This window comes from Methylobacterium sp. Leaf108 (assembly GCF_001423265.1).
Lineage (GTDB): Bacteria > Pseudomonadota > Alphaproteobacteria > Rhizobiales > Beijerinckiaceae > Methylobacterium.
On the sequence record NZ_LMND01000010.1, the window covers coordinates 1 to 12,586 of the forward strand.

The following is a 12,586-nucleotide window of genomic DNA, read 5'->3' on the forward strand; positions in this document are numbered from 1 at the left end:
CGCAGCCCGGCAGGGATGACGATAGGATCATCCCCGGTGTGAATCAGTCCATCGACGCTGCGTCGCCGCGACCCTTCCACGCAAACTGCGGGAGAACCACCAAACCGCGGCAATTCCATTCCGTGACGGCAGTCGGTTGCTCGCAGCGATGAGGACGTTTTGACGGTTGGTAGAGCATTTCTGGTGAATCGCCACTTCGACCTGCGTCGATTGCGTCTCATCTGCCCCGCTGTCGGGTTGGCTTCGGATCAATCCAGCTGCGATGCGGCGGCGCTCACACGATGAAAAAGTCGAGGTGCGTGAGGGCGGCCTTGGTGTCGATGGTGGCGAACCGCACCGCGGCCGAGGCCAGGCCGCTGCCGTCGGCGTCGTAGGACAGGGCCCCCGTCGCCTTGTCGTAGAGGATGCGGTCGCNCGACCTCCGGCAGGCGCTTCTTGGCTTCGAGCCCTACGGCCTGGTCCTGCGGCTCACACCACGAAGAGGTCGAGGTGCGTGAGGGCGGCCTTGGTGTCGATGGTGGCGAACCGCACCGCGGCCGAGGCCAGGCCGCTGCCGTCGGCGTCGTAGGACAGGGCCCCCGTCGCCTTGTCGTAGAGGATGCGGTCGCCGGCATCGGCCGCTCCGGTGGAGAGGTCCTTGAACGCCGCCTCGGCCAGGGGACCGGCTCCCAGCGCCGTGAAGATGCTGCGCGCAAGCTGCACCGTGTCGTCCACCACCGAGAAGTCGGTGATCCGGTCGAGGTTGCTCGGGCCCAGCGCCGTCCTGAACACGAAGGTGTCCGCCCCGGCGCCGCCGGTCAGGAGGTCGTTGCCGCCCTGGCCGTCGAGGACGTTGGCGCCGCCGTTGCCGNCCCAGCGCCGTCCTGAACACGAAGGTGTCCGCCCCGGCGCCGCCGGTCAGGAGGTCGTTGCCGCCCTGGCCGTCGAGGACGTTGGCGCCGCCGTTGCCGGTGAGCGTGTTGGCGATGGAGTTGCCGGTCCCGGTGAGGTTGCCGGCGCCGGTGAGGACCAGGGCCTCCAGTTCCGCTCCGGCGAGCGAGTACGACACCGAGGCGTAGACGAGATCGGTGCCCGCGGCGCCGTTGGCCATTGCCGGCGCCGGTGAGGACCAGGGCCTCCAGTTCCGCTCCGGCGAGCGAGTACGACACCGAGGCGTAGACGAGATCGGTGCCCGCGGCGCCGTTGGCCTCCAGAGCGCGGTCACCGACGTTGTCGACGTAGTAGGTGTCGGACCCGGCCCCGCCGGACATCGTGTCGGCCCCGCCGAGCCCGTTGAGGACGTTGGCGCCGCCGTTGCCGGTGAGGGTGTTGGCGAGCGAGTTGCCGGTCCCGCTGAGGTTGCCGGCCCCGGTCAGGACCAGGTTCTCCAGGTGCGATCCGGCGAGCGAGTACGACACCGACGCGTAGACGAGATCGGTGCCGACGGCGCCGTTGGCCTCGATGGCGCGGTCGCCGGCGTTATCGACGTAATAGGCGTCCGATCCTGCCCCGCCGGACATCGTGTCGGCCCCCAGGCCGCCGTCGAGGACGTTCGCGCCGGTGTTGCCGGTGAGGGTATTGGCGATGGAGTTGCCGGTGCCATTGAGGTTGCCGGTGCCGGTGAGAACCAGGGCTTCCAGTTCCGCTCCGGCCAGCGAGTACGATACCGAGGCGTAGACGAGATCGGCGCCCGCGGCCCCGGTGGCCTCGAGGGCGCGGTCGCCAACGTCGTCGACGTAGTAAATGTCCGAGCCCGCCCCGCCGGACATCGTGTCGGCACCCAGGCCACCGTCGAGGACGTTGGCGCCGGCATTGCCGGCCAGAGTGTTGGCGATCTCGTTCCCGGTCAGGTTGAGTGCGGTGATGCCGGCCTCGCTAACGGCATCGAGCCGCTCGATCTCCTGGCCAGCCGCCAGCGTGTAGCTCACGCTCGACCGCACCCGGTCGACGCCAGCGCCAGCTGCCTCGAACACCCCATCGCCGACATTGTCGACGAAGTAGGTGTCGTTGCCGTTGCCGCCGACCAGATTGTCCGACTCCGTTCCGCCGTCGAGCAGATCGTTACCGTCGTTGCCGTAGATCGTATCGGCACCGGCATCGCCGTAGAGAAAATCGTTGCCGCCGCGGGCTTGGCCACCCGTGTCGACGGTTGCCCAGTCGCCGTAGATCGTGTCCGACCCGCCGCCGCCACGGAGGGTGTCCGACCCGCCGCGCAACGACCCCGTGGCCAGCACGGTCTCGACGTCTCCGAAAAGTGAGATGCCGAGGTCACCGCCGTTGATGACATCATTGCCGCCGACCAGATTGCCGGAAACCTCGATGGCGTCGCCAAAGACGGAATCGGTGACGCCGGCCGAGTTCAGGATATCGTTGCCGCCAGCGGCACTCCCACCCGCATTAATAATGCGGACGTCACCTACAAATGTGCTCGCGCTGCCGCCGGCCTTGACCGACATCACGTCATTGCCGCCGGAGAGGAAACCGCTGACTGAAGTGCTTTCGCCTTGAGCGATGCCACCTGTAAAAACAATGACGTCGTCACCACCAAATAATGACCCGCCTACTGCTACCGTATCGAAATCCGCACTCAGAATATCGGTGGATTCGACGGAGATCGTATCGTTGCCGGCGAAAATCGTGCGGCCGGAACCGACGATGAAACTGTCGCCATCGGAGTCGCCATTGATGAAGCGCCCTTCGGTCACACCGGAATAGACGACCGTGCCCTGGTTGTTGATCGAATAGGTTCCATCGCCAGAGGCGGCCGTCACCGTGATCACGTCGTCACTCGCCCCTGCGAGCAACTGGAGGAAGTTCTGGTTGTTCGTGATCGACAGGCCCCAGCCAGCCAATGTGCCAAAATCGCCTGGAGTGTCGTCGGCGAGGTAGAAGGTCCATAGCCCTTCGCCATCGAGACCATTGAAAGAACCGGCAAAGGTTCCGGCTCCGCTCGGCCCTGCGTGCGTGATCGCGCCTACCGTGTCGCCAAAATCAGAGGGCGTCTCTGCACTTGTATTGTCATAATCGGTTGGACGGTATGCGCCCTGGGCGAGAGCGTCTGATGTGAAATCGAAAGGCAAACTCGCCGTACCGTTGTCCGATACAGAGTAGTCGCCGCTCAGGTCAGAGAAGCTGGCGACATCCGACCAGAAAACGAGATTGCGCGCATTGTCCGGCGCGACCAGCAGCATGTCCAGGTCTGTCGCGAAAGTGTGCTCCAGGCCTGTGAGGTTAACAGCGACATCGATGATCGTACTGTCAGGCGCTAATCCATAGACAAGCAGGGCCTGGCTCCATCGACCGATATTGGCAATGGTAATGCCAGTCGAATTGGTGAATGTATACGTGATTGCCAATGCGACCCCCAGACCCAAGGTTTCAAGGGGTTATGCATCACACGAAAGCAATGCCGCGTCCATGAATTCTACCATCTCCGCGCGCTGCCGCCATTGATCGCTATCGTTTGCTCATGTCTGTGAATAGCCGCCGAAGCGTACCCCCTGTAATATGAAACGTAATTTGTTGGTTGATCTGCGAGATTTTACCAAGATTAATACGACGATCGGCGCCGATCATGACTTTGAATTTATTAGAGAATATTCATGTGTTGCAGGCGCCTGAGATGGTCGGTGAAGGGAGCAAGCTTCAACGCTTTTTCACAGACGCGGAAAGACGCCTCATGGTGATGGAAGCCGACCTCTGCTCGATCGGTCGGATCAGGGCCCATGTCCTGCGTGACGTCTCTTTGGGACACGGATCGATTCTCTCATGGGGCCAAGCGGTTTCAGCGAACGGGGATCTCGCCCTGCAGCCAACCCTGCAGGATGGCGAACTGAACGATTTGTGCGCGGCTGGTGATACCCAGGCGGGAACACACCCGCGCCTTCTGGATCTCGACGGCTTTGGGAGTAGCTCCGAGGCGGATCGCGACTTCCTTGCTCGTGAAGCCGAAGGCGACGAAGCGCAGGATGTCACCTTCCCTTTCGGTGAGGGGGGAATGCATGCTCTCGTGGATGGGACTGGCGACGGGCCGATGCGGACCGATGCTGCGTGCCGGGAGGGAGGGGTCGGTGTATGTCCCGCCGGCATGGACTGCCCGCACGGCCTGCACGATGCTGGTGAAGGCCGACCGCTTGAGGACGTAGCCGCTCGCGCCCGCCTCGAAGGCCTGATCGACGTACACCCGGCTTTCGTAGACGCTCAAAATGATGGTGCGTGCCGGGCTCTCTCGTTCCACCAGCCTGCGGATCACCGCGACCCCATTCATCTCCGGCATGGCGAGGTCCAGGATGGCGATGTCGGGCACGTGATCGATCGCTGCCTGGACCGCAGCCGTACCGTTTTCCACCGAGGCGACGATCTCGACCTCGCCCGTATCCGCGAGAAGGCCGGCGACGCCGTGCCGGAACACCGGATGATCGTCCGCGAGCACGGCGCGGATCATTGCACGCTCAAGCATCGACCGACCCATCCCCCGCGAGGTGAACCCGCGCCATGACGGTCGCGCCATGGCCGGGCATGGATTCGAGTTCCAGGCTACCGCCCACCAGGGACATGCGCTCACGCATCCCGATCAGACCGAGCTTGCCCTCGGCGACAAGGGCGAGCGGGGAGGTAGCATCGGCATCGAAGCCGCCGCCGTTGTCGTCCACGGTGAGGGTGAGATGGGACGCGCCGAACAGCAGCACCACCGAGACGGCGCTCGGGTTGCCGGCGTGCTTGGCCACATTGCTCAGGGCCTCCTGCGACAGGCGGTAGAGCGTGACGGCGACTTCGGTCGACAGCGGCACCTCCTGCCCGACCACCTGGAACTCGGTCGCGAACGCGGTCACACGGCTCCACTCCTGCACCAGGTACCGCAAGGCGGTGACGAACCCGAACTCATCGAGGGCGGCGGGGCGCAGTTCGAGCGAGACGCGCCTCAGCGCCATGCCGATATCCCGGGCCTGGCCGAGGAGCCGATCGACTTCGCCCAATGCCTCGGCCCCCGTCAGATGGGAGGTCAGCCGTCGCAGGCCGAAGGTCATGGCCACCAGGTGCTGGCCGGCGTGATCGTGCAGGTCGCGCGCGAGGCGGCGACGCTCGTCCTGGCCCGCGCGATACAATCGGGTCAGGACCTTATCCCGTTCCCGTTCCGCCGCCACGCGGGCCGTCGCGTCCTCCTCCAGGCGCACGAGCAGCCGACCGCGTTCCTCCAGGAGTGCCTGCATCCGACGCGTCCGACGCCTCCGTTCCTGCACGATGCCGCGGGTGCCGTGGAGCTTTTCCAGGAGGATCTTGAACCTTCGGTCGAGCGCCGGACCGTCGAGATGAACCAGGACCAGGACCCGTCCATCGAACGCCTCGAACCGCGTGCGACCCCCGTGGCAGGGATGTCGCTCGGGGCTTCCGTCATCGGCCACCAGGAACAGTGTCCCGGGCAGGATGGCGTCGGTGCGGGCGCAGCGTTCCAGGTAGCGGATGAACCCGACCAGCCGGGAGCCGTGGACGGGCGGCACGCCGCCGATCCGCAGGTCGGTCATGACTTCGCGTGCGGACGCATTGGCGGCCACCAACGTCCCACAGGGTTGGACGACCAGCATGGGATTAGGAACGACTTCGAACAGCGTCGTGAAATCGCGACTAGGCGTTCCCATTCCCGAAGTACGATTGCCCTCCATGGTCGGGGGCATCGGGATCCAGGTCGATGACGATCCTGCATTCCTGGGCGCCGCGGGCGATGGTTTCAGCGAGCGTGACCCGTCCATAGCCCTGGCTCTCCGCAACCATGTGGCCGAACACGTGAGAGGTGATCGTGCAAAGCGAGGGGCACTCCTTCGCCAGATCGCCGAAGGGGCAGCGCCTGTTGCCGAGGACGAGGCGCTCTGCCGTGTCCTCGATGACGTAGAAGTCGCCGCCGAGGCGGCGCTTCAGGTCGATCAGGGCATTGGACACCGCTTCACGACCGAGCCGTTCGGCGCCTGCGGCCCGAAGATACTCGGCCTGAACCTCCTCGGAGATGGCGATGCCCACGAGGCTGATGAACCCACCGGCCTCATGTGAACCGACGGTGTCTTCGAGGGCGGTGCTGAGGGACCGGATGACCAGACCGAGGAAACGTTCGAGGCCGATCGGGATCGGCGCGTCCTTGAAGTCCGTTACACCGCACGTGGAAGGTTCCATCGGAACAGCTCCACCATTTAAACTCAACTCAAAAAACCTACGAATCTTCTAAGCCGGAGTCAATCAAATAACGACTTGTAGCTATCGTCAAAACTGCTTTCGACGCATTCGTCGCGCGAGGTTTCATTGAATTTCATCTCTCCCTGAAGGTCCGGCTGAATTGATCCTGGACCGGCTTCACGAGGTAGGACAAGGCGGTCCTTTCCTCGGTGGCGACATGCACCTCCACGGGCATGCCCGGAACCAAGCGTTTCCCTTTCCCGATCCGGTCCAACTCACCGACGCCGAGCTCCACGTATCCCACGTAGAACACCTCGTCCTTGCCCCCCTTGGTCGTCGAGGGCGAGACGTAGACGAGCTCCCCCTTCAGTTCCGGGGTGGTGCGCTGGTTGAAGGCCGTGAACCGGAGCCGGGCCGGCCGGCCGACGCTGATCTGGTCGATGCTCGCCGGGGGGATATGGATCTCGATCCTGAGGGCGGCATCCTCCGGCACGACGGACGCGAGCACGTCGGCCGGGGTGATGACGCCGCCGACCGTGTAGGTCTTCAGCTCGTGCAGCACGCCGGTGGCGGGCGCGCGGATCTCCGTGCGTGTCAGCCGGTCCTCCAGGGCCAGGCGCCGGTTGCCGAGCTCCGCGAGCTTGGCGTCCACGGTGCCGAGCTCCTTTTGCGCCTCGGTGCGGGCGGTGTCCGCGATGGCGAGGAGCTGCACCCGGATCTCGCTCATGCGCACCTTGGCTCGGGCGATGGAGGCCTCCAGCGCACCCTGCTCACCGGTCAGCCGATGACGGTCGCGGGTGAGGGGCAGGAATTTCGAGCTCTCGAACAGGTTCTTGTCGACCAGGCCCTGGAGCTTGATGTGCTCGCTCGTCAGGATGACGAACTCGTCCCGCTTGGCGTCCTTCTGCTTCACCAGCCCGGCGAGTTCCTCGGCCACCTGCCCGATCTGCAGCTCGAGCTGCTGGCGCTGGCTGTCGCGGCTGGCGAGGTTTCCCCGGAACATCCGGGACTCGCCGTCGAGTATGGCCCGCGCCTCGGCGTCGCCGGCCGACAGGCTCGCCGGGAAGGCGACGGCGCGCAGTCCGTCCCGCTCGGCCAGCAGGCGCGCCTTCTTGGTCGACAGCTCGACCTGCTGCCCCCTGACGATGGCGAGCTCGGCCCGCGTCTGGGCGTCGTCGATGCGGATGATGACCTGCCCTTCCGTCACGGATTGCCCGTCCCGGACGAGGATCGCGCCGACAACGCCACCGTCGCGGTGCTGCACCGCCTTGGCGTGCAGCTCGACGGTCACGGACCCGGGTGCCATGATGGCTCCGTTGAGGTCCGTGGTGGCGGCCCAGCCACCCACCCCGACGATGAGCGCCGCTCCCAATGAGAATCCGAGCGCGATCCGGGGGACGACCGAGAAGGAGGGCTCCGGCCCGAGGTCGAGGCCCGCGAGGGACCTGCGAGGACGGTCATCGACGGATGGGCTGCGCATGGTCGGGTCCCGCTGGTGGATGGGTCAATGGGAAGGCGGGGCGGGGTGTGCCGCCGCGTTCGCCGTCTCGACGAAGAGGAGGGTGTGGTGGCCGTCGAGGATGATCGTCGTCTCGAAGGTGTCGTCGCGGTCGAGGTCGGCCGTGATCACCGTCACGTCACCGTCGTCGAGGCGCGCGGACCGGTACTGGATGCCCGACACGGTGCCGTCGTTGCGCTCCATCGCTTCGGCGAGCGAGTGGCCCAGGGCGTCGGAACCCTGATCGAACAGGGAGTATCGAAGCAGGCTGACGTAGTCGCCGACCGAGAAGTCGGTGATCTGCACCACGCGCGTCGCTTCCCCGTTCGCGCCGGCATCGAACGCGAAGCAATCCTCCCCGTCGCCACCGGTGAGGACGACGTCTTCGTCCCCGACGACGAAGCGGTCGCTGCCCGATCCCGCCACGATCCGCTCGATCGATTCGATCGTGTCCACTCCGTTCTCGGAGCCGGAGACGACATGGCTGACGAGGTCGACGAGGAGGTCCTTCGTGGCGGCGCCGAGGTGGAGGGTGTCCATGCCCGCGCCGCCGGAAGCGACGTCGCCCTCTCCGTCCAGGGCGAGCACGATCACGTCGTCCCCTGCGCCGCCATGGACGGCGTCCCGTCCGGCGCCGTCCGAGAGCGTGTCGTCGCCCGCGCCGCCGTCGAGGCGATCCCCGCCGTCGCCTCCCGAGATGCGGTCCCGTCCGTCGCCGCCCACGAGGGCGTTGGCCCGGTCGTCGCCGGAGAGCGCGTCGTCGCCGGACCCTCCCGCCACGTCCTCGATCCCGGCGACCGCGTCCCGCCCGGTTTCCCGTCCCGCCGACGTGCCCGCGGCGAGGTCGACCGTGACGCCGGCCATGGTGGCCGACAGGTCGAGCTCGTCCCGTCCCGATCCGCCGTCGAACCGGTCCGCCTCGCCGTCGAGGGAGGCCGTCAGGATATCGTCTCCGGACCCGCCCAGCACGATGTCCGAACCGGCCCCGTCGATCAGGGCGTCGTCGTCGGCCCCGCCGTCGAGGTGGTCGCTCCCGCCGCCGCCCGCTACGCGGTCCCGCCCCGCCCCGCCCAGCAGGGTCTCGCTCGCCTCGCTTCCAGTGAGGACGTCGGCGCCGGATCCCGCCACGACAACCTCGACCGATGCGATCGTGTCGCGTCCGGTCTCCCGTCCGACGACCGTACCCGCCACGAGGTCGACCGCGACGCCGGACTTGGTGGCCGATAGGTCGAGGGCATCGGTGCCGTCGCCTCCGTCGAAGCGGTCGTCCTCGCCGTCGGCGACCACCACGATGACGTCGTCCCCGCCGCCCCCGAGCACGGTGTCGGAGCCGGTCCCGTCCGAGAGCGTGTCGCCGTCCGCACCGCCGTCGAGGAGGTCGTTGCCGGCCGCGCCGGAGATGTTGTCGCGACCCGCCCCGCCGACGAGGTGGTTGGAGGCCGAATTCCCCACCAGCCTGTCCGCCCCGGATCCACCCCGGACGTCCTCGATGGACGCGACAAGGTCCCGGCCGGTCTCCGGACCCGCGGATGTACCCTCGGCGAGGTCCACGACGACCCCTGCGACCGTGCCCGAGAGATCGAGGGCGTCGGTGCCGCCGCCGCCGTCGAAGCGGTCGTCGGCGCCGTCGGATGCCACCACGAAGACGTCGTCTCCCTCCTGCCCGAGGGCCACGTCCGTGCCGTCGCCGTCGGTGAGCGCGTCGTCCCCCGCGCCGCCGTCGAGGCGGTCGTCGCCCGCGCCGCCCGAGACGACGTCCCGCCCCGCGCCGCCGAAGGCGTGGTCCTCGCCATCGCCGCCGTCCAGGCGATCGTCGCCCAAGTCGCCGACGAGGAGGTCGTTCCCGGCACCCCCGACGAGGATGTCGTGCCCTTCGCCGCCGTCGAGGAGATCGTCGCCGGCGTCGCCGAACAGGACGTCGTCACCCTCCTCGCCGAACAGTCGGTCGGCGCCGGTCCCGCCGGACACATGGTCCGCGCCGGCTCCGGCCAGCACGACGTCGTCGCCCGCACCGCCGCGGATGACGTCGTCGCCGGTCCCGCCGACGATGTGGTCGTGGCCCGCCCCGCCGTCGACGACGTCGTCCCCGGCGCGGGCGTCGATGTTGTCGTCGCCGTCGCGGCCGTCGATCTCGTCCCCGCAGGGCGTGCCGAGGATGAGGTCGTCCCCGTTCGTGCCGCCGATCAGGTTACGCTCGACGACGTTGAAGATCGCGGCATGGGTGATGGAGAACTCGCCGTCCGTTACCTCGTAGGTGATGGTGACGGGCCCGAGGGCGCCGCCGTCGTAGACCCAGCCGTCGCCGTCGCGGGTCAGCATCCCGGAGGAAGCGGTGACGTCACGCACCGAGAGGCTGTCGCCGTCGGGGTCCTCGACGTTGCGGAGCAGGTCCGACAGCGCGATGGGGAGCAGGGCACAGCCGGTCACGTCGGCGAGGTGGACCGCGCCAGTGGTAACGGGCGCGCGGTTGCGCCTTCCGGGCACGGTACCCGCGTCGCCGTCTCCGGTCCCTCCTCCAGGCAGTCCGGCATCGTCGCCGGTCCGAGGATCGGTCCCGTCCGTCCCGGATGGAACATGGCTTGCGGGATCGTGGCCGGCGGGATCGTGACCGTCCGGCCTTCCGTCGTCGCCCGTCTTCTCGCCGCCGTCGCGGTTCCGGCCACCGCCCCCGCCACCGCGGGAGGCCGCGCCGCCGTTGTCGTTGGTCGGCGTCGGGATGACGGGAGAGGCCTTGAAGTCGTTGAGGTCCGTACCGGAATCCGGACTGGCGAATCGCAGTGCCCGAGCCTGGAGGAATTGCGGGGAATCGTACGGCGAGGCCGGCGCCTCCGATTGCGCCGCCGACCCGGAAGACCTCGCGAGACGGGCCTCCGGTTCCCCGGCGTCGGCTTCCTCGGCGGTGGCCGGCACCACGGAGAGCTTGGGCATGGCCCTCGATTGGGACGACTCCTCCTCGGACGGTGCCATCGCCTGGGCCGGCGTCTGGAACAGCGACTTCAGGTAAGCCGCCAGCGCCGCGACGGCGAGCGCCAGGTAATAGGGCGTCCCGGTCTTGGCCTGACCGTTCTGCGGGTCGTACTTCTGCGCCCCGTCCGCGGCCTCGACCGCCTTCGTGCCCTTGGTCTCGATCATCATGCGGTCACCCGCTCTACGGTGGAGCGCTCCCTTGCGACACGGGACGGCTCGGAGGCTTGCGCGGCCTCGCGGGCCACATTGCCGAGGATCGCTTCCTTCGGACCGAAGGCCGTCAGCTTGCCGTCCTGGATCACCGCGACGGTGTCGACGGCGGCCAGGACGCTGGGACGGTGCGCGATGACCACGGCGATGCCGCCGCGGGCCCGCGCCCCCTGGATCGCCGCGGCGAGGGCCGCCTCGCCCTCGCCGTCGAGGTTGGAGTTCGGCTCGTCGAGCACGAGCAGGAACGGGTTCCCGTAAAGGGCGCGGGCGAGGCCGATGCGCTGGCGCTGCCCGCCCGAAAGGGCGGTGCCGAACGGGCCGAGCTCGGTGCGGTAGCCGTCGGGCATCCGCAGGATCATCTCGTGGACGCCAGCGGCCCGGGCCGCGGCGACAACGAGGGCCGGGTCGGGGTTGTCCTGGAGGCGAGAGATGTTCTCCTCGACGGTCGCATCCATGAGACTGACGTCCTGGGGCAGGTAGCCGATGATCCGCCCCAGGCTTTCCTCGTCCCATTGCGGCAGGTCTGCCCCGTCGAGGCGAATGCCGCCGCGCAGGATCGGCCAGACGCCCGTGAGCGCCCGGCTCAGGGTGGTCTTGCCGCCGCCGCTGGGACCGATGACGCCGAGCGCCTGCCCGGCTTTGAGTTCGAAGGCGATGTCAGAGAGCAGCACCCGGCCGGAGCCCGGCGCCGCCACCGTGATGGAGCCGACCCGCAGGGAGGTGCGCGGGGCCGGCAGCGGCATCGGCTTCTCGTTGCCCGCGAGCGCCACCAAGGTGTCGTTCAGGCGCCCGAAGGCCGTCCGTCCCGCGGCGATGGCCTTCCAGTTGCCCACGGTCTGGTCGATGGGGGCGAGCGCGCGGGCCGAGGTGATGGAGGCCGCGATGATCGCCCCGGCCGAGAGCTCGCCGCCGATGACGAGGTAGGCGCCGAGGCCGAGCACGGCCGATTGCAGGATCATGCGCAATACGCGGGAGATGGCGCCGAACGTCCCGGCGATGTCGGTCGTGCGGGTCTGGAGTTCGAGGTGCTCGTCGTTGGCGAGGCGGTAGCGGTCCACCGCCCGGTCCGCGAAGCCCATCGCCTTGAGGACGTCGGCGTTGCGGGCGTTCGAATCGGCGATGGCGTTGCGGGCAACCACGGCCTGCTGGGTCGCGCCCGTCCACCCCCGCGTCAGGAGCTCCGTCAGGATGGTGATGAAGGTCAGCAGCACCGCCCCCCCGATGGTCAGGGCTCCGAGCCAGGGGTGGAGCATGTAGACGAAGACGAGGAAGATCGGGGTCCAGGGAAGGTCGAACAGCGCGACCAATCCGGGACTTCCGAGAAAGCCCCGGACGGTGTCGACGTCGCGGCTGCGCTCCATCGATTCGGCGGCGGAGAACCCGTAGCGGGGCATGTCGATGGAGACGCGTTGGGCGAGGGGCGCGACGCGACGGTCGAGCTGCGCCCCGATGCGGACCAGGATCTGGAGCCGCAGCACGTCGAACATGCCCTGGAAGACGTAGAGTCCGATGGCGAGCGTCGAGAGGCCGATCAGGGTCGGGAGGCTGCCGCTCGGCAGCGCCCGGTCGTAGACCTGCAGCATGTAGAACGACCCCGTCAGGGCCAGGATGTTGATGGTCCCGGACATCCCGAACAGGAACACGAACGGCATCCCGAAATGGCGGGTCAGCCGCTCGACGCTCCGCTTCTTGGCGAGCTGTTTCTGGTCCTTGGATCGCATGGCGGGGCCCTCCTGCGCTCAATCGATGGGGAGGGGCCCGGCGATGGGC

Annotated in this window: 6 protein-coding genes and 1 pseudogene; all 7 read right to left on the reverse strand. The window is 67.7% G+C overall.

The window, feature by feature from the left end:
• Nucleotides 1–468: 468 nt before the first annotated feature.
• A pseudogene (locus ASF39_RS22625) lies at nucleotides 469–850 on the reverse strand (hypothetical protein); the annotation flags it as partial.
• Between the two features lie 2,913 nt (nucleotides 851–3,763).
• Nucleotides 3,764–4,438 (reverse strand): response regulator transcription factor, encoded by a 675-nt coding sequence (locus ASF39_RS07720; RefSeq protein WP_056282488.1) that lies wholly within the window; start codon nucleotides 4,436–4,438, stop codon nucleotides 3,764–3,766.
• Nucleotides 4,431–5,501, reverse strand: a complete 1,071-nt coding sequence (locus tag ASF39_RS07725; protein WP_244472311.1) for a sensor histidine kinase — start codon at nucleotides 5,499–5,501, stop codon at nucleotides 4,431–4,433. Before ASF39_RS07725 ends, ASF39_RS07720 begins: the two co-directional genes overlap by 8 nt.
• 100 nt (nucleotides 5,502–5,601) lie before the next feature.
• Entirely contained in the window at nucleotides 5,602–6,168 is a 567-nt protein-coding gene (locus ASF39_RS07730) for a methanogen output domain 1-containing protein (RefSeq protein ID WP_244472312.1), read from the reverse strand.
• A 106-nt stretch (nucleotides 6,169–6,274) separates the two neighbouring features.
• Entirely contained in the window at nucleotides 6,275–7,621 is a 1,347-nt protein-coding gene (locus tag ASF39_RS07735) for an HlyD family type I secretion periplasmic adaptor subunit (RefSeq protein ID WP_055885224.1), read from the reverse strand.
• A 24-nt stretch (nucleotides 7,622–7,645) separates the two neighbouring features.
• On the reverse strand, nucleotides 7,646–10,774 hold the full coding sequence (locus tag ASF39_RS07740; protein ID WP_056282494.1) for a cadherin-like domain-containing protein: 3,129 nt from the start codon (nucleotides 10,772–10,774) through the stop codon (nucleotides 7,646–7,648).
• Nucleotides 10,771–12,537, reverse strand: coding sequence for a type I secretion system permease/ATPase (locus ASF39_RS07745; protein WP_056282496.1), 1,767 nt, complete (start codon nucleotides 12,535–12,537; stop codon nucleotides 10,771–10,773). The genes ASF39_RS07740 and ASF39_RS07745 overlap by 4 nt, the downstream gene beginning before the upstream one ends.
• Nucleotides 12,538–12,586: the final 49 nt, after the last annotated feature.

Excerpts from the sequence above, each read along its gene's own strand:
- ASF39_RS07740 (WP_056282494.1), bottom strand. The coding sequence starts at position 10,774 with ATGATGATCGAGACCAAGGGCACGAAGGCGGTCGAGGCCGCGGACGGG.
- ASF39_RS07725 (WP_244472311.1), bottom strand. The coding sequence starts at position 5,501 with ATGACCGACCTGCGGATCGGCGGCGTGCCGCCCGTCCACGGCTCCCGG.
- ASF39_RS07745 (WP_056282496.1), bottom strand. The coding sequence starts at position 12,537 with ATGCGATCCAAGGACCAGAAACAGCTCGCCAAGAAGCGGAGCGTCGAG.
- ASF39_RS07720 (WP_056282488.1), bottom strand. The coding sequence starts at position 4,438 with ATGCTTGAGCGTGCAATGATCCGCGCCGTGCTCGCGGACGATCATCCG.
- ASF39_RS07735 (WP_055885224.1), bottom strand. The coding sequence starts at position 7,621 with ATGCGCAGCCCATCCGTCGATGACCGTCCTCGCAGGTCCCTCGCGGGC.